Origin of the sequence: Terrabacter sp. LjRoot27 (genome assembly GCF_964254175.1) — a bacterium.
Taxonomy (GTDB): domain Bacteria; phylum Actinomycetota; class Actinomycetes; order Actinomycetales; family Dermatophilaceae; genus Terrabacter.
Genome location: NZ_CAXUSS020000001.1, coordinates 3,555,128 through 3,571,578 on the forward strand (window position 1 = coordinate 3,555,128; position 16,451 = coordinate 3,571,578).

Annotated in this window: 17 protein-coding genes; 8 read left to right on the plus strand and 9 right to left on the minus strand. The window is 72.3% G+C overall.

The window, feature by feature from the left end:
* Positions 1-149: 149 nt before the first annotated feature.
* From ACSQ2D_RS16375 to ACSQ2D_RS16385, 3 genes are all read right to left on the minus strand, one after another.
* Positions 150-845, minus strand: a complete 696-nt coding sequence (locus ACSQ2D_RS16375; RefSeq protein ID WP_028785818.1) for a metal-dependent transcriptional regulator — start codon at positions 843-845, stop codon at positions 150-152.
* 29 nt (positions 846-874) lie between these two features.
* Positions 875-2,128, minus strand: a complete 1,254-nt coding sequence (locus tag ACSQ2D_RS16380; protein WP_435986989.1) for an MFS transporter — start codon at positions 2,126-2,128, stop codon at positions 875-877.
* Between the two features lie 78 nt (positions 2,129-2,206).
* Positions 2,207-2,545 (minus strand): hypothetical protein, encoded by a 339-nt coding sequence (locus tag ACSQ2D_RS16385; protein WP_435986990.1) that lies wholly within the window; start codon positions 2,543-2,545, stop codon positions 2,207-2,209.
* Positions 2,546-2,548: 3 nt separating this feature from the next.
* On the opposite strand from ACSQ2D_RS16385, the gene ACSQ2D_RS16390 reads away from it, so the two are divergent.
* Both ACSQ2D_RS16390 and ACSQ2D_RS16395 read left to right on the plus strand, forming a co-directional pair.
* Positions 2,549-3,769: a hypothetical protein gene (locus tag ACSQ2D_RS16390; protein WP_435986991.1), complete on the plus strand. Its 1,221-nt coding sequence runs from the start codon at positions 2,549-2,551 to the stop codon at positions 3,767-3,769.
* Complete coding sequence (locus ACSQ2D_RS16395; RefSeq protein WP_435986992.1) at positions 3,766-4,065, plus strand: hypothetical protein; 300 nt, start codon at positions 3,766-3,768, stop codon at positions 4,063-4,065. The genes ACSQ2D_RS16390 and ACSQ2D_RS16395 overlap by 4 nt, the downstream gene beginning before the upstream one ends.
* Positions 4,066-4,308: 243 nt before the next feature.
* On the opposite strand, the gene pdxH is transcribed toward ACSQ2D_RS16395, so the two are convergent.
* Positions 4,309-5,025: a pyridoxamine 5'-phosphate oxidase gene (gene pdxH, locus ACSQ2D_RS16400; RefSeq protein WP_435986993.1), complete on the minus strand. Its 717-nt coding sequence runs from the start codon at positions 5,023-5,025 to the stop codon at positions 4,309-4,311.
* 111 nt (positions 5,026-5,136) lie between these two features.
* Here pdxH and ACSQ2D_RS16405 point away from each other — a divergent pair, with 111 nt between their 5' ends.
* Complete coding sequence (locus ACSQ2D_RS16405) at positions 5,137-5,541, plus strand: hypothetical protein (RefSeq protein WP_056759759.1); 405 nt, start codon at positions 5,137-5,139, stop codon at positions 5,539-5,541.
* Positions 5,542-5,577: 36 nt separating this feature from the next.
* Here the strand turns inward: ACSQ2D_RS16405 and ACSQ2D_RS16410 are convergent, their stop codons facing one another.
* Complete coding sequence (locus ACSQ2D_RS16410) at positions 5,578-6,204, minus strand: pentapeptide repeat-containing protein (RefSeq protein ID WP_435986994.1); 627 nt, start codon at positions 6,202-6,204, stop codon at positions 5,578-5,580.
* 95 nt (positions 6,205-6,299) lie between these two features.
* Between ACSQ2D_RS16410 and ACSQ2D_RS16415 the strand changes: the two genes are divergently transcribed.
* Both ACSQ2D_RS16415 and ACSQ2D_RS16420 read left to right on the plus strand, forming a co-directional pair.
* Complete coding sequence (locus tag ACSQ2D_RS16415; RefSeq protein WP_435986995.1) at positions 6,300-7,421, plus strand: citrate synthase 2; 1,122 nt, start codon at positions 6,300-6,302, stop codon at positions 7,419-7,421.
* Between the two features lie 122 nt (positions 7,422-7,543).
* The gene (locus ACSQ2D_RS16420) at positions 7,544-8,236 is read left to right on the plus strand and encodes a helix-turn-helix transcriptional regulator (protein ID WP_435986996.1); all 693 of its coding nucleotides are present in this window, start codon (positions 7,544-7,546) and stop codon (positions 8,234-8,236) included.
* Between the two features lie 146 nt (positions 8,237-8,382).
* Here the strand turns inward: ACSQ2D_RS16420 and ACSQ2D_RS16425 are convergent, their stop codons facing one another.
* Entirely contained in the window at positions 8,383-8,646 is a 264-nt protein-coding gene (locus ACSQ2D_RS16425) for a hypothetical protein (RefSeq protein WP_435986997.1), read from the minus strand.
* 223 nt (positions 8,647-8,869) lie between these two features.
* Here ACSQ2D_RS16425 and ACSQ2D_RS16430 point away from each other — a divergent pair, with 223 nt between their 5' ends.
* The 3 genes from ACSQ2D_RS16430 to ACSQ2D_RS16440 all read left to right on the plus strand — a co-directional run bounded on the left by ACSQ2D_RS16430 (position 8,870) and on the right by ACSQ2D_RS16440 (position 13,702).
* Positions 8,870-10,834, plus strand: coding sequence for a PQQ-dependent sugar dehydrogenase (locus tag ACSQ2D_RS16430; protein WP_435986998.1), 1,965 nt, complete (start codon positions 8,870-8,872; stop codon positions 10,832-10,834).
* Positions 10,835-11,074: 240 nt separating this feature from the next.
* Positions 11,075-12,199 carry a phosphoserine transaminase gene (gene serC, locus ACSQ2D_RS16435; RefSeq protein ID WP_435987868.1) on the plus strand — a complete coding sequence of 375 codons (1,125 nt, stop codon included), beginning with the start codon at positions 11,075-11,077 and terminating at the stop codon, positions 12,197-12,199.
* A gap of 156 nt (positions 12,200-12,355) precedes the next feature.
* Complete coding sequence (locus ACSQ2D_RS16440) at positions 12,356-13,702, plus strand: hypothetical protein (RefSeq protein ID WP_435986999.1); 1,347 nt, start codon at positions 12,356-12,358, stop codon at positions 13,700-13,702.
* A 126-nt stretch (positions 13,703-13,828) separates the two neighbouring features.
* Here ACSQ2D_RS16440 and ACSQ2D_RS16445 read toward each other — a convergent pair whose 3' ends face one another.
* The 3 genes from ACSQ2D_RS16445 to ACSQ2D_RS16455 form a co-directional block, all read right to left on the minus strand.
* Positions 13,829-14,359, minus strand: a complete 531-nt coding sequence (locus ACSQ2D_RS16445; RefSeq protein WP_435987000.1) for a ferritin — start codon at positions 14,357-14,359, stop codon at positions 13,829-13,831.
* Between the two features lie 231 nt (positions 14,360-14,590).
* On the minus strand, positions 14,591-15,877 hold the full coding sequence (locus ACSQ2D_RS16450; RefSeq protein ID WP_435987001.1) for an MFS transporter: 1,287 nt from the start codon (positions 15,875-15,877) through the stop codon (positions 14,591-14,593).
* Positions 15,874-16,323: a MarR family winged helix-turn-helix transcriptional regulator gene (locus tag ACSQ2D_RS16455; RefSeq protein WP_435987002.1), complete on the minus strand. Its 450-nt coding sequence runs from the start codon at positions 16,321-16,323 to the stop codon at positions 15,874-15,876. The genes ACSQ2D_RS16450 and ACSQ2D_RS16455 overlap by 4 nt, the downstream gene beginning before the upstream one ends.
* Between the last annotated feature and the right edge of the window lie 128 nt (positions 16,324-16,451).

Below are 16,451 nucleotides of genomic sequence, written 5' to 3' on the forward strand. Positions count from 1 at the left end.
ACCGTACCCAAGTACCTGTGCCTTGTCACCTTCGAGTTCCCGGAAGTCAAAGAATTTTCAGCGACCTCGGATCCGGGCCGGACGAGGTGTGGCAAGGCATGCCAAAACGACCCCGCAGACGGGGGCAAACCCTGCCGGATACGGCGTGTTCAGGCAGCCTGGCAGAAGACGTGGACGGCCACGTCGTCGGGCAGCGACACACCGGTGGAGGGCTCGCTGCCCTCGCGGACGGCCAGGACCCGGCCGCCGTCACGGACGACCTCGACGCGGGCGCCGGGCACGACGCCGGCGCTCGTCAGCAGCGCGAGCGCCTCCGGGTCGACCTGGACGGGCTCGCCGATGCGCCGGATCGTCACGACGGTCGGAGCGGCTCCCACGGCGGCGGTCAGGGTGCTGAGGCCGGTGAGGAAGTCCTCGTCCTGGCGCACCCCGAGCTCCTCGAGACCGGGGATCGGGTTGCCGTAGGGCGACTCGAGGCCCTCCCCGATGAGGCCGAGGATCTTGCGCTCGACCTTCTCGGACATGACGTGCTCCCACCGGCAGGCCTCGTCGTGGGCGTACTCCCACTCGAGGCCGATGACGTCGACGAGCAGCCGCTCGGCGAGCCGGTGCTTGCGCATGACGCGGGTGGCGAGGAGCCGGCCGTGGTCGGACAGCTCGAGGTGGCGGTCGCCCGAGACGGCGACGAGACCGTCGCGCTCCATGCGGGCGACGGTCTGCGACACGGTGGGGCCCGAGTGGCCGAGACGCTCGGCGATGCGCGCGCGGAGGGGCACGATGCCCTCCTCCTCGAGCTCGAAGATGGTGCGCAGGTACATCTCGGTGGTGTCGATCAGGTCCGTCACGGTCATACCTTCTCAGAATCGGAGAGCGGTCAGGGACCGCCCGTCGCCGGGCCCGGCGTCCGGCGCGTCCTCGCGCCCCGGGTCGGGTCGTGCCGCGGCACCCAGACGCGCAGCCAGCCCGCGCCGACCACGGCCCCGATGCCCAGCACGACGGCGGAGGCGCCGAGCGACATGATGGCGCTCAGCCCTGACAACGCCAGCGGGCCCGCTGCCCTTCCCACGTCGGCGCAGAGGCGCCAGCCGCCGAGGAACTGCGCCCGCCCGTCCGAGGGTGAGGCGTCGGCGCCGAGGGTCATGATGAGCCCCGCCCCCAGGCCGTTGCCGAGCCCGAGCACCGTCGCCGCGGCCGTCACGGCCACGAGGCTCGTGGCGAGCGGGAGCAGCATCATGCCGAGGCCGAGCACGAGCATGCTGGGCACGGCGGCCGCGACGCGGCCGTAGCGGTCCATGAGCCAGCCCGACGGGTAGAAGAGCGCCATGTCGAGCGCCCCGGCGACGCCGAAGACGAGCGACGTCTGCGCCGGGGAGAAGCCGACCGACTCGGCCCAGAGCGGCACGAGGGCCTCGCGGATGGCACGCGCACCGGCCACGAACATGGCCCCGGTGCCGAGCGTCAGCAGGACGTGCCGGTGCTGCAGGAGCACCGACGCCACACTGCGCGGCGGGCCGCCGCCCGCGACCCGGTGCGCCGAACCGGTGATGTCCGGCGCGAGGAGGACGAGGACGAACGCCGCGATGCTCGCGACGCCGCCGACGGCGTACGCCGCCTCGGTGCCCCACCTGACGATGACGAGCGAGCCGATGAACGGCCCGACGAAGTAGCCGATGCGGTGCACGCCACCGAGCGTCGACAGGGCCCGCGCCCGCATCGCCACAGGAACGGCCTCGGTGAGGTAGGCCTGCCGCGCCAGGCCGAAGAGCGAGCCGGCGAGCCCGATGACGAGCACGCCGACGAAGAGCATGACGAGACCGCCGGCCAGGGCCGCCACGAGCATGCCGGCGGCCTCGATCACGGCCGCGACGAGCAGCGCCCGGCGCTCACCGATGCGGGCCGCGAGGGCACCCGACGGCAGGTCGCCGAGGAGCTGGCCCACGCCCAGCATCGCGACGAGCAGCGCCGCGACGCCGACCGAGGCGCCGAGCTCCCGTGCCGACACGGCGATGATCGGGGACACCGCGCCGGCGCCCGTCGAGCCCAGGAGCGTGGGCCCGTAGGCCGACAGGGCGATGGCGCGCAGGCTGCCGCTGCGTCCCTCCGCACCGTCTCCCCGAATCTCGGTCACGCCACAGGACCCTAACGATCGGGTTACTCGGGTGGCCGGGGCGACCAGCCGACGAAAGCATTGGCCCGTGGCCAGGACTCAGAGGACGAGCAGACCGAGGGCGGTGGAGGCGGCGTTGGCGGCGACGACCGCCAGGGCCACCGTCACCGCGTCCTCGCGTCCCCTCACCCGCCACCACGCCACGAGGAGCACCGTCTCCACGGCGGCGACGACGACCTCCGCGCCCGCGAGCTGCCACGGCGACCCGAAGCCGGTCGACACGGCATACAGCACGGGGTGCGTCACGACGTTGACGCCGACCGCCCCGACGAGCGCGCGACCCCACCCGGCCCAGCCCGCGGCCCGCGCGAACGCGACGAGCACCGGCACCTCGACGGCGAGCGTCAGCGCGAGGGCGGCCAGCGCAGCGGGGCTCACCTCGTGACCGCCGCGCCCCGACCGGGCGGCCTCGTGTCCGACGCGCCGGACGCGGCCGTCACCGTGCAGCGCTCGCGCACCATCACGCTCCTCGTGCTGGCGGCCGTCGGCGGCTCGCTCGCGATCGCCCTCGGGGCGCCCATCGCGACCGCCGTCATCGGCCTCATCCTCTTCGGCATCCTGCACAACCTCCTCGAGATCCGCTACGTCGCGGGCCGCTTCGCGGGCCTCCTCGGGCGGCCCTTCCTCGAGCTGCTCGTCGCGCTCGTCACCGGCATCGTCGTCTGCCGGCTGCTCGCCGGTGTCATCGGTCGACCGGCCCAGCTCGCCGAGATCGTGCTGGGCTACGTCATCCTCGCGGCCGCCGCCCGCCACGGGCTCGACGGCCGGCGACGCGTCGCGGCGTGGGTGGTCATCGGCGTCGCGGCGGCCGTCTCGCTGACCTTCCCTACGTACCACTTCGTCGTCCTGACGCACCTGCACAACGTCGTGCCGCTCTTCTTCCTCTGGGAGTGGTCGCGCCGGATCACCTCGCGTCGCGGACGGCAGGCGTTCCGGGCCGTGCAGCTGCTGTGGGTCCTCGTGATCCCGACGGTGGTCCTGCTGGGCTTCCTCGACGGGTCGCTCACCGCCGACCCCGGCATCGTGCGCAGCGTCGTCGGCGACGGCCAGACGGTGCTCGCGGCGAGCGCCCCGCCGAGCGCCTCGGCGACGGTCCTCGGGATGCGCTTCCTCACCGTCTTCGCCTTCATGCAGACGATGCACTACGTCGTCTGGGTGGCCCTGCTGCCCCGGGTCGCCCCGGACGCCTCCGCAGCCTTCGAGGCGCGCGTGCCGTGGGTGACGGGTCCGCGGCTCTGGGCCGCAGGCTTCGTCGCGGCAGCACTCTTCGCCGTCCTCTTCGGTCTCGACTTCGCCCAGGGCAAGGCGTTGTATGCCGCCCTGGCGAGCTACCACGCCTACCTCGAGCTGCCTGTGCTGCTGGCCCTGCTCGTCGGGGCGCGGAGCCTGTCCGCGCCGTCCCGAGCGGCCGACCGCCACGACGGGGCAGGGTCAGGGACCCCGCCCACCCCGCCAACCCCGTCGACGCCCACCCCGTCGACGCCCACCGCGCCGACGCCGCTGCCGCCGGCCGGCGGAGGGTCCCGCGGTGCCGAGCTGAGTGCCGAGCTGAGGCCCGAGGCCACCGCCGCGGTCGCCCCGGACGCCGAGGTGGGGTCGTGACGACGGGCTGGCGGACGGGCGGGCTCGTGGCCCTGCCGACGGACGCCGCGGCCCCGCCGGACGCTGCGTGGGGTCCGATGCTCGTCGTGGCGCTGGTCGTCGTCGCGGTCGTGGCCTTGATCGTCGGCTTCGGCCGGATCACCAGGCGCCGGCCCCCCGACGACGAGCCGACCGGTGTCGGCACCACGGGCGGCTCGACGACCGACGACCCCCTGCCGACCGACCCGCAGCAGGACGATCCGGGGCGGACCGGCCGCCGCGAGGACCCTGAGGACCCGGGGCCACGGCCGGTGTAAAAGGTCTTGCCGCCACTCGGGGCTCGACGTACGGTCGTGTCATCGAAACCGAAGGGAGGTGATCCGAGAAGTGATTTCTTCCGGAGCGTGTGAGGTGGCCACGCGATAGCCGCGTCCCCATCCACACCCATGGATGAAGCAGGGCAGTCCGACTCGTCGGGCTGCCCTGTTCCACGTCCGCCCTCCCCACCCCGATCCCTCATCGAACGCGGCGTTCGGGGTGTCAGGGCGGGTGCGGAGGGGTCAGGGCTGGAGGCGCAGCCGCGTCCACGAGTCGGGGTCGGCGAGGTCACCGTCACCCGTGCGGCGGAAGACGATCCGGTCGTGGAGGCGGTTGCGCCGGCCGGCCCAGAACTCGACCTCGTCGCAGACGATGCGCCATCCGCCCCAGAAGTCCGGCACCGGCACGTCGTGGTCGCCTCCCCTGTCGGGGAAGCGCTCGAGCACGTCCTCCCACCTGCGCTCGAGCTCGGCCCGGTCGGCCGCCGGCCGCGACTGGTCCGACGCCCACGCCGAGAGCCGCGAGCCGTAGGGCCGCGAGTCGAAGTAGGCCTCGACCTCGTCACGGCCGACGAGCTCGGCGGTGCCGCGGAAGCGGATCGCGCGGTAGATGGCCGGCCACGTGAGGGCGGCCGCCACGCGCGGGTTGCCCTGCAGGTGCTCGCTCTTGGCGGAGCCGAGGTTGGTCACGAAGCCCGGACCGCGCTCGTCGAAGAAGCGCATGAGGACGGTGCGCACGTCGGGCGTGCCCGTGGGGTCGACGGTGGCGACCGAGATGGCCGTGGGCTCGGGCACGTCGTCGCGCTCCTGCGCCGCGGCGACCGCCGCATCGACCCACGCCCGGGCCTGCAGGTAGGGCGAGGCGGCCACGTCGGACTCGACGAGGCCGTCGCCGGAGTAGTCGACACGGCGTACGGCGGCGAGGCCCTCCCGGGCCGGCTCGCGGGGTGAGCTGTCCATGACCCCACACTAGGGTTGACCCGAGAAGGTCCGCGCGGACGTCAGGCCACGGCGCGTGCGGTCCCGGCGACAGCCCCGGCCACCCCGGGGCGCTGTGAGGAGTCACCAACGATGGCAGGCAAGGGCAAGCTCGTCACCCAGACCGTCAAGCTCGGCATCAAGTACGGCCCCCAGATCTGGGTGGCCACGCAGGCGCTGCGCGAGCCCGCCAAGGAGGCCGCCAACAAGGCGATCTCGAGCGAACGCGCCCGCCGCCAGGCGATGGCGCACGCCAAGTCGCTCGCCGACGGCAGCATCCTCAAGGTCTACAAGGGCGACGCGGCCCACTGGGTCGTCTTCAGCGGCGACGAGGCGGTCGGCGTGCACCCCGAGACCGACATGCTGCTGCCGGCCCTCGTCGAGCGCGCCGACCTGACGAAGCGGATCCGGCCCGACGACAAGGTCAAGGCCACGGACCGCGCCAAGGACGCCGCCACCGCGGCACTGCGCCGGGCCAAGCCCAACCAGATCAACTGACGCCCGGCGCCGGGCTCAGGGACCCCGTCCGGGCGCTCAGTCGGCGACGACGATCCCGAGCTCGGCCGCGAACGCGTCGGCGAGGTCGATGACCTGCGGGCGGCTCATCGTCGCGCCCTTGAGCCCGGCCAGGCCGACCGGGGAACGGAGCGTGGCTCCCGAGAGGTCGAGGGCGGCATACGTCCCACGACCGAAGGTCGGCGACACCAGCGTGCAGCCCTCGAAGGTGAGGCCGTCGACCGTGGCCTCCTGGAGGTCGAGCTCGACGACGACGCAGTCGACGAAGGCGACGTCCTTGAGCCGGGCGCCGCGCAGGTTGAGGAAGTCGACCTTGCCCCCGCGCACCGTGACGTCGCGCCACGTCGAGCCCCAGGCCGAGACGGCGGCGAGGCGGCAGCCCTCGATCGTCGTGTCGACGAGGCTCGCCTCGGCGAGGCTCAGCCCGACCCCACCGACGCGCTCCCACTCGCACTCCGACCAGCGCGAGCCCTCGAGGTGCGCCTCGTCGAGCGTGCCGCCGATCAGCGAGCACTCGAGGAACGTGTGCCCCTCGACGTGGGCCCGGGAGAAGTCGGTGCCCTCGAACCGGACGGCGTCGTGATGTTGGTCTCGGGTGCTGAACACGGCGTCACGAAAGACGGTCTGGTCGGCGGCTGACGGCATACGGTGAGTCTGTCAGCCGGGACCGACGCCCATCCTCCGCGTCCCGGCTGCGGCCTCCACACCGCGGTGGTACCGCCTGCACAGCAAGGACGCACATGGCAGACAGCACGCCCGACCCCGACTTCAAGCCCGGACTCGAGGGCGTCATCGCCTTCGAGTCGACCATCGCCGAGCCGGACAAGGAGGGTGGGGCGCTGCGCTACCGCGGCGTCGACATCAACGACCTCGTCGGCCACGTCGACTTCGCCCACGTCTGGGGCCTGCTCGTCGACAACGAGTTCGACCCGGGCCTGCCGCCCGCCGAGCCCTATCCCCTGCCGGTGCACACCGGCGACGTCCGCGTCGACGTCCAGTCCGCCCTCGCCATGCTCGCGCCGGTGTGGGGCTTCAGGCCGACGCTCGACATCGACGCCGACGAGGTGCGCGACAACCTCGCGCGCGCCGCCGTCATGGCCCTGTCGTTCGTCGGCCAGTCGGCCCGCGGGCTCGACAAGCCGATGGTCCCGCAGCGCGAGGTCGACAAGGCCCGCACCATCACCGAGCGGTTCATGATCCGCTGGCGCGGCGAGCCCGACCCGAAGCACGTCGAGGCCGTCGACGCCTACTGGGTCTCCGCGGCCGAGCACGGCATGAACGCCTCGACGTTCACCGCCCGCGTCATCACCTCGACCGGCGCCGACGTCGCCGCCGCGCTCTCGGGCGCGGTCGGTGCGATGTCCGGCCCGCTCCACGGAGGTGCCCCCTCGCGTGTCCTGCACATGCTCGACGGCGTCGAGCAGCAGGGCGACGCGACGACCTACGTCAAGGGCGTCCTCGACAAGGGCGAGCGCCTCATGGGCTTCGGCCACCGCGTCTACCGCGCCGAGGACCCGCGCGCCCGAGTGCTGCGCTCCGCCTGCGAGCGCCTCGGGGCGCCGCGCTACGAGGCGGCGGCCGCGCTCGAGAAGGCCGCGCTCGACGAGCTGCACGCCCGTCGGCCCGACCGGGTGCTCGCGACGAACGTCGAGTTCTGGGCCGCGGTCATCCTCGACTTCGCCGAGGTCCCGCCGTCGATGTTCACGCCGATGTTCACGTGTGCGCGCACGGCCGGCTGGTCGGCGCACATCCTCGAGCAGAAGCAGACCGGCCGCCTCATCCGGCCGTCGTCGCGCTACATCGGCGAGGGTCCGCGCAAGCCCGAGGACGTCGCCGGCTGGACGCCCGACATCGCTCACTGAGGAGGAGGCCTCGGCGCCGAACGCCGTCTCGCCGTAGCCGGGACGTCGTCCACTCACCCTCCTATGCTGGAAGGCGGTCGCGTCCGTCGGTTCCGTGGGTCGTGGCCCTGCGAGGTGACGCCATGCCCGACTCGTTCGTCCATGAACACGACGTCACGCGGCTTCTCGAGATCCTCGAGGACGCACATGCGTGGCAGTCCGACGACTTCTTCTATGCCTCGGTGCTCGACGAGCTGGCAGAGCTCGTGGCGGCGGACGTGGTGGGCTTCCAGGTCAACGCCTGGGCGCGAGGGTGGCTCTCGCTCGAGGAGGTTGCCGGCGGGCAGAGAGTTGTCTGGGTCCGGCCCGACGTGCCCCTGGACGACCCGTTCCTCGACTGGGATGGCTGCGCCGGGCTCGCCGATCGATTCGGGTACACCGGTGTGACGTCGTCATCGGAGGTCCGCCGCGGTCGGCGCGACTCCGAGCTGATGGGCTTCATGGCTCCGATCGGTGACCTGGACCGTCGCGTCCTCCTCCACCGCCACGGCGGGCCGGACTTCTCCGACCGTGAGGTGACCCTGCTGCGGCTCGCCCGCCCGCACCTGGCCGAGCTCCACCTCCGGCGCCGGGCCGAGCTGGGCGGTCTGCCGTCGCTGACCCGCCGGCAGTGGGAGATCCTTCGCCTCGTCGCGACGGGCGCCACGAACCACCGGATCGCCCATCGGCTCGGGATCTCCGAGGGCACCGTCCGCAAGCACCTCGAGAACGCCTTCGCGCGACTCCATGTCTCGAGCCGCACCGAGGCCGTGTCGAGACTCGACGCGAACCTCTGAGGCCGCCACCCCACCGCTCGAGGGCGCGTCCCAGGTGGAGCTGCTGCTCGGTGGACCGCGGCGAGGACGAGCGGGCCGGGGTCGGGCGCTGGACCGACCCCGGCCCGGGCATCGCGCGGCGCCGTCGGGGAGACGAGACGTCGTCCTCATGCGTGTCGGACGTCCCTGCGCCCATGGAACGCCAGCGTCGCCATCGCGGCCACGAGGAGGACCACGGCGAAGGCCCAGTCCGACAGGCCCTCCGGCGGTGGTCCCGTGGGGATCACGTGGGGCACCGGTGGCCAGATGCCCGACCTGCCGGTCGACTCGGGCCTCGGCTCGGTGGCCACGGCCGTCGCGACGCCGAGCACGAGCGCGACGCCGGCCGTCACGGACGCCGCGATCAAGCGGATGACGTTGTGCATGAACATCTTTCGCCTTCCTTCGGGCCGGACCGTCTGCGACCGTTCCGGCTCTTCCAGCATCTCCGCGCGCCACCGCCTGAGGACATACGTAGTTCCGCGTACGGCGATGCCCGGTCTCGACGCGCGGACCTACCCGCTCGCGCGTAGCCTCGCGAGCAGAGCCAGCAGGTCACCGAGTCGGGGAGTCAGCATGGTGCAGCGAGCGCGAGTCCGAAGTTCGATCGCCCTGGTGGGCGCCCTGCTCGCGGGAGCGGCGCTGGCCGTCGAGCAACCACCCGCGGCCGAGGCCGCGCCGACGCTGCAGGTGACGACGGTGGTCTCCGGCCTCAGCTACCCGTGGGACATCACGTGGGTCGGCGACCTCATGCTCTACGACCTGCGCGCGGGCCAGGTCTGGAGCAAGCGCGGCAGCAACGCCCCTCGGCGCGTCGCCGTCTCCGGCTTCCCGTCGCTCTACGTCAACAGCGAGGGCGGCCTGCTCGGCATGGTCGCCGACCCCGCCGCCTCGACGAACAAGCGCTTCTACACCTGCCAGGCGGTGCGCGGCTCGACCGGCGACCCGCTCGACGTGCGCGTCCTGCGCTGGCGGCTGACGAGCGACACCACCGCTGTCTCCGACGGGTCGCCGGTCGTCACCGGGCTGCCCCTGACGAGCGGACGCCACTCCGGGTGCCGGTTGCGCTTCGGCGGCGACGGCAAGCTCTACGTCGGCACCGGCGACGCCGCCGTCGGCACCAACCCGCAGAGTCTCTCCTCGCTCGGCGGCAAGGTGCTCCGGGTCAACGCCAACGGCACGATCCCGACCGACAACCCCTTCTACTCCCGCGGCGGCAACGCCCGCTACGTCTGGAACTACGGCCACCGCAACATCCAGGGACTCGCGCTGCGGCCGGGCACGACCGAGCTGTGGTCGGCCGAGCACGGCTCGAGCCGCGACGACGAGATCAACCTCTCGGTCCGCGGCGGCAACTACGGCTGGGACCCGGTGCCCGGCTACGACGAGTCGACCCCGATGACCGACCTCGGCAAGTTCCCGAACGCCCGGGTCGCGATGTGGTCCTCGGGATCCCCGACCGTCGCGACGAGCGGCGCCACCTTCCTGCGGGGCTCGGCCTGGGGCGAGTGGCAGGGTGCCCTCGCCGTCGGCCTGCTCAAGGGCGAGGGCATCTACCTCATGCGGTTCAACCCGACGCCGACGACCTCACGTGTCGCGTCGGTGACGCGGCTCGCGGTCGCCCAGGGCTACGGCCGCATCCGAGCCGTGCAGCTCGGTCCGGACGGGGCGCTGTGGTTCACGACGTCCAACGGCACCAACGACAAGATCGTGCGGATCACGCCGAAGGCCACGGTGCCCAGCCGGTCCGGCGGCAGCCTCATCTCCCCCGTGGGAGTCACCGCAGCGCGCACCGGGTCGCAGGTCGTGACCTTCATCCGTGGCACCTACGACAACGTCTGGTTCAAGCGCAGCACCACCGACGGGGCCTCGTGGGGGTCCTGGGTCTCGGCCGGCGTCACGTCGACCGACGCGCCGTCCGCGACGAGCTCGCGCTCCGGACGCGTCGACCTCTTCACCCGCAACAGCGCGAGGCAGCTCGTCCACACGTGGTTCCAGGACGGCATACGCAAGGGGTCGGTCAACCTCGGCGGCACCGTCATCGCCCAGCACGGGGCCTCGCTCGGCAACGGCACCATGGACGTCTTCGCCCTCGCCACCACCGGCACGGCCTGGCGCAAGCACTACGACGGCACGCGCTGGAGCGGCTGGATCTCGGTCGGTGGCCGGTTCACGTCCGGCCTGTCGGCGTCGGCCAACCCGGCCGGCGGCGGGATTCTCGTCACCGGTCGCGGCACCAACGGCGCGACCTACGAGCGGACGTTCTACCCGACGACGGCGACGAGCAGCTGGGTCCAGCGCGGCGACAACCTCGCGGCGTGGTCGGATCGCGCACTCGGGGATGCCTGGCCCGGTCGGTCACTGGTGGCGGTCGGCAACGGCGTCGACGGGCGCGCCGTGGTCCAGCGCGGCAGCGTCCTCGTCGGCACGGCGCAGGCCTTCACGTCGGCACCGGACGTCGTGACCCGCGCCGACGGCACGTTCCTGCTCTTCGGCCGGGGCTCGGGCGGCGAGCTGCGCGTCTACGACGGCCGGCCCGGAGCCTTCACGAGCACGTCCCTCGGCGGCATCGTCCGCTGACGGCCCCCGCACACCCTCGGGGCGGCCACACACTGTCCACCGCGTGCCGTCGACCTCGAGGTGTGCGGCTGCCCGGGCGCCGTGTGCGCGTCCACACACCGAGCAGCGATGTCCAAGGGGTGGGCACGTGGGGTTCAATGTCAGCGGTGACAACGGCGTCATCCGACATCAACACGTCCGCCACGAGCCCGTACCGTGGCCGCACTTCGCAAGGGTGAATCCGTGACCGAAGCACCAGTCGTGACCCAGCCCATCACCATCCCGGCCGAGCTCCTGCCTGCTGACGGACGGTTCGGCTCCGGACCCTCGAAGGTCCGCCCCGAGCAGATCGACTACCTCAGCTCCCTCGGTCGCACGGTGCTCGGCACGTCGCACCGCCAGGCACCGGTCAAGAACCTCGTCGGCGAGGTCCGCGCGGGCCTGCGCGAGCTCTTCTCCCTGCCCGACGGCTACGAGATCATCCTCGGCAACGGCGGCTCGACGGCGTTCTGGGACATCGCCGCCTTCGGCCTCGTCCGCGAGCGCTCGCAGCACCTCGCCTTCGGTGAGTTCTCGAGCAAGTTCGGCAACGTCACCGCGGCGGCCCCCTTCCTCGGAGACCCGACGATCATCAAGGCCGACCCCGGCACGCTCGCGACGCCGAGGGCCGAGGCGGGGATCGACGTCTACGCCTGGCCGCACAACGAGACCTCGACCGGTGTCATGGCCCCGGTCCAGCGCGTCGAGGGCGCCGACGACGACGCGCTCGTGCTCATCGACGCGACGTCGGGTGCCGGCGGCCTGCCCGTCGACATCACCCAGACCGACGTCTACTACTTCGCCCCGCAGAAGTGCTTCGCCTCCGACGGCGGCCTCTGGCTCGCGGCCTTCTCCCCCGCCGCGCTCGCCCGCGTCGACGAGATCGCCGCGTCGGGCCGCTGGGTCCCGGACTTCTTCAGCCTCCCGACCGCGGTCGACAACTCGCTGAAGAACCAGACCTACAACACCCCGGCCCTCTCGACGCTGGCGCTCATGAAGAGCCAGCTCGACTGGATGAACGGCAACGGCGGGCTCGACTTCACGACCGGTCGCACCAAGGACTCCTCGAGCCGCCTCTACGGCTGGGCCGAGCAGACCGACTGGACGACGCCCTACGTCGCCGACCCGGCCGCCCGTTCGCAGGTCGTCGGTACGATCGACCTCGACGACTCCATCGACGCGGCCGCCGTGGCCAGGACCCTGCGCGCCAACGGCATCGTCGACGTCGAGCCCTACCGCAAGCTCGGCCGCAACCAGCTGCGTGTCGCGATGTTCCCGGCCGTCGACCCGGAGGACGTCACGAAGCTGACCCAGGCGATCGACCACGTGGTCGCCGCGCTCGGCTGAGCCGTCCCGCGCGTCCCCCCGAGGGCCGGCTCCCGTATGCCGGGTGCTGGCCCTCGGTGCGTCCGCGCCGAGATCCGCCGCGTGACCTTTGGGCACGTCCCTCGTTGATCCCCGCAGACCGCCAAAGGGGGCGGCCGTCGCATCCGAGGAGTCACCATGGTCCGCATCGTCCGCGCAGGCACCACCGCGCGCCGGGTCGCTGCAGCCGTGCCGGTCATCGCCCTGGCGACCGCCGGCATCGCGTTCGCCGCCACCCGCGGCAGCGACACCGTCGCCCCGACCTCGGCGATCACCGTGCCCGACCAGGCCATCACCGAGGGCAGCCCGCTCTACCCGCAGGCCGGTCCCGCGCCCGCGCCGATGCAGCTGCCCCCGATCTACCAGACCTTCACCCGGGACTACGCCCGCGTCGACGTGCCGACGGAGGCCCGAGGCGCGATCTCCGCCATCGACTCGCTCGCGCCGGTCCGCCTGGACGCGAACGGCATACCCGCGGTGGCCGTCACGGCCTACCAGCGCGCAGCCGGGGTCCTCGGCAGCATCAAGCCCGGGTGCGGCGTCGACTGGGCCCTGCTCGGGGCCATCGGCCGCGTCGAGAGCAACCACGCGCGCTTCGGCGGCAACGTCCTCGACGCGAGCGGCATCGCCCGCCCCGGCATCATCGGCATCCCGCTCGACGGCTCACGAGGCACGGCCCGCATCACCGACACCGACGGCGGCGCCCTCGACCGCGACGCCGTCTACGACCGGGCCGTCGGACCGATGCAGTTCATCCCGACGTCGTGGTCGATGGCCGGCCGTGACGGCGACGGCGACGGTGTCGCCAACCCGCAGAGCCTCACCGACGCTGTCACCGGCGCCGGCGTGCTGCTCTGCTCGGGCGGCACCGACCTGCGCAAGCCCGGCGCGGCCTACAACGCGGTGCTCCGCTACAACCACTCCGACTCCTACGTGCGCACGGTGCTGTCCATCGCCGACGCGTACCGCCGCGGCGTGGCCGTGGTCCCGATGAGCGCGATCCCCGCCGCCCGCCCCGCTGCAGGGAGTGGCTCGGCCACCCCCGACGGCTCGGGCTTCGCGTATGCCGGCTCGCCGGCTCCCCGTTCGACGGCTTCGCCGAGCGCACGCCCCACACCGAGCTCCTCGGCGAAGCCGTCACCCGCGCCGTCCGGCACCTCGAAGCCCTCGGCGTCACCGAAGCCGTCGTCACCGCCCAAGCCCGCACCGAAGCCGAAGCCCGGCTCGCCCGGCCTGCCGATCCCGCTGCCGTCGGTGCCCGGCGTCCCGCTGCCCTCGGTCACGGTCCCGCTCCCGTCCGTGACGAAGCTGCCCGTGCCGACGCTGCCGGCAGAGATCGTGCGACTGCTCGCGCTGCCGCACCTGCCGCTGCTGAGCGGCGACCCCGAGGACCTCGTCCGGGTGCTCGACCCGCTGACGGCCAAGGTCGTCTGCGTCCTCGACACCAAGGTCGTGACCTGTCCTACCGGAGGTCTGCTCGGCTGACCGGGACCCGGTCGGCACCGCAGCCCCCCTCACGCGAGAGCGGCCGCCCGGTGGGCGGCCGTTCTCGTCGTGCCCGCATCAGGTGGCCCCGGAGCCGGGCCGTCCCTGAGCCGGGCGGTCCCGAGGTCAGGCGCCGGCGCCCGCGATGGGCGGGGCGGAGGCGTCCGCCTCCTCGCTGCGGGCCTCGCGGCGGAGGTACTCCTCGATGTTCTCGACGTCGGCGCGGTTGCGCTGGACGACGGTCAGCAGGTCGGACATGGAGCTGACCTCCTCGACCTGCTCCTTGATGAACCACTGCATGAACTGGTCTGACGCGAAGTCGTGCTCCTCGCGGGCGACGGCGGTCAGCGCGTTGACCTGGTCGGTGACGCGCTTCTCCTGGGCCAGGGCCAGCTCGACGGGCTCGACGATGTCGGCGAAGGTGTTCGTCGGCGCAGCCACGCCGGGGATCGCGACGGTCGAGTCGGTGTCGAGGAGGTACTGGACCATCATCATCGCGTGGTCGCGCTCCTCGATCGCCTGACGGTAGAAGAGCGCCGCCATCTGCGGCATCGTCAGGTTGTCGTAGTAGACCGCGATCGCGACGTACTGCTGGTGGGCGGCGTACTCGTGGCCGATCTGCTCGTTGAGCAGGTCGACGAACCTCTGGGCGGCCATGGTGGCTCCTCCGCACTGGTCTCGACGGGTGGGGCAGACGCCCATCCTAGGGACGCGACGGGGTCCCGTCGGCGCCCGCCCACGCGCCGGGCCGCTCGCGCGGGAGCGGGCGTGACCCTGGCCAGCGGCTCAGCGGCTCAGCGGCTCAGCGGTTGACGAACGCGGCGACGACGGCGATCGCGATGAAGAGCACGAGCGCCGCGACGGTGATGCGGTGGCGGAACTTGAAGTTCACTTCGTCACCTCGGGCGCCGCGGGCACCGCCGCGGCGAGCTGGATGCGCAGGCGGGGGTGGCGCTGGGTCTGGAAGGTCACCGCGACATTCTGCCGATGCGACACCCAGAGAGCCACCGCGACGAGGCTGAGACCCACGGCGATGGTGCCGATGGCGATCGTCCAGCGGGGTCCCCACACGTCGCCGATCCACCCGATGACCGGCGCGCCGATGGGCGTGCCGCCCATGAAGATCGCCATGTAGAGGGCCATGACCCGGCCACGCATCACGGGGTCGACGCTGACCTGGACCATGGCGTTGGCCGTGGTGAGCGCGGTCAGGGCCGCGAGCCCCGTCGGCACGAGGAAGACGGCGAACATGACGTAGTTCGGCGCCGTCGAGAGGAAGGCCGTCGACACGGTGAAGCCCGCGAGGGCTACGAGGAGCACCCGCATCCGCGGCCGGGCGCGCCGGGCCGAGAGCAGCGCGGCCGTGAGCGACCCGATGGCCATGATCGAGCCGAGCAGGCCGTACTCCCCCGGCCCCTTGTCGAAGACCTTGGTCGCCATGAGCGCCATCGTCAGCTGGAAGTTCATGCCGAACGTCCCGAGCACGAAGACGAGGGCCATGATGAGCACGAGGTCGGGCCGGCCCTTGACGTAGCGCAGTCCCTCGCGGATCTGGCCCTTGCCTCGGGCGCGCGGTGACGGCGTCAGCAGGCTGGTGTTCATCCGCAGGAGCGCGACGAGCACGAAGACGAAGGTCGCGGCGTTGACGTAGAGCGCGGGCGCGATGCCGAACCACGCGATGACGAGACCGGCGACGGCCGGCCCGACCAGACGACCGAGGTTGAACGACGCGCTGTTGAGGGCCACGGCGTTGGGCAGGTGCTCGGTGTCGACCATCTCGGACACGAACGTCTGCCGGGCCGGGTTGTCGACAGCCGTCGCGACGCCCTGGAGGAACGCGAGGGCGTAGACGTGCCAGAGCTCGACGACTCCGGCCGCGGTGAGCACGGCGAGCAGCAGGGCCGTGACGAGCAGGGCGGTCTGGGTGAGGAAGAGGATGCGCCGCTTCGGGAAGCGGTCGACGAGCATCCCCGCGAACGGCGCGAGGACGAGGAAGGGCAGGAACTGCAGCCCCGTGACGATGCCGAGCGCCGTCGACGAGTGGTCGGTGAGGACGGTGAGGACGAGCCAGTCCTGGGCGACGCGCCCCATCCACGTGCCGACGTTGGAGACGATCGCGCCGGAGGCGTAGATGCGGTAGTTGGGGATCGAGAGGGAGTGGAAGGTGGGGCTCATTCGCTGGCCACCTTGGCCAGCACGGCGGCTGCCCGCTGGAGCAGCTCCCGCTCCTCGTCGGTGAGCTGCTCGAAGCGCGAGAGCATCCACTCGTCGCGGTGCCGGCGGATCCGCTTGAGCGACTTGCGGCCCTCGGGGGTCAGCGACAGGATCACCTGCCGGCCGTCGGTGGGGTCGTCGGCCCGGGAGACGTAGCCGCGCTCGACGAGCATGTTCGTCGTGCGCTTCATGCTCGGGGCGGAGACGCGCTCGATGTCGGCGAGCTCGCTGTTGGTGCGGGCCGTGCCCTCGAGGCGGCACAGCACGGAGAACTGGTGCGGTGGCAGCTCCCGGTCGGACTCGAAACGGACCCGCCGCGAGATGCGCATGCAGGCGAGTCGGATGTCGTTGGAGAGCGAGACGAGCTCGGCTCGGGAGAGCTGGATGATCGGGTTCTTGGCAGTCAAGGGCGGATCCTCGGAAGTGCAGTCTGGTGATGCTTAGCCTAACTCATTACCTCGGCTAACCATTCCCAAGGTTGGACAGACCGGACACGCACCGACCGCGATGCCGGACGCGTGAAGGCCCCCTCCCG

Coding starts and splice junctions, on each gene's coding strand:
- pdxH (WP_435986993.1), bottom strand. CDS start 5,025: ATGGACAGCTCACCCCGCGAGCCGGCCCGGGAGGGCCTCGCCGCCGTA.
- ACSQ2D_RS16405 (WP_056759759.1), top strand. CDS start 5,137: ATGGCAGGCAAGGGCAAGCTCGTCACCCAGACCGTCAAGCTCGGCATC.
- ACSQ2D_RS16410 (WP_435986994.1), bottom strand. CDS start 6,204: ATGCCGTCAGCCGCCGACCAGACCGTCTTTCGTGACGCCGTGTTCAGC.
- ACSQ2D_RS16415 (WP_435986995.1), top strand. CDS start 6,300: ATGGCAGACAGCACGCCCGACCCCGACTTCAAGCCCGGACTCGAGGGC.
- ACSQ2D_RS16420 (WP_435986996.1), top strand. CDS start 7,544: ATGCCCGACTCGTTCGTCCATGAACACGACGTCACGCGGCTTCTCGAG.
- ACSQ2D_RS16425 (WP_435986997.1), bottom strand. CDS start 8,646: ATGTTCATGCACAACGTCATCCGCTTGATCGCGGCGTCCGTGACGGCC.
- ACSQ2D_RS16440 (WP_435986999.1), top strand. CDS start 12,356: ATGGTCCGCATCGTCCGCGCAGGCACCACCGCGCGCCGGGTCGCTGCA.
- ACSQ2D_RS16445 (WP_435987000.1), bottom strand. CDS start 14,359: ATGGCCGCCCAGAGGTTCGTCGACCTGCTCAACGAGCAGATCGGCCAC.
- ACSQ2D_RS16450 (WP_435987001.1), bottom strand. CDS start 15,877: ATGAGCCCCACCTTCCACTCCCTCTCGATCCCCAACTACCGCATCTAC.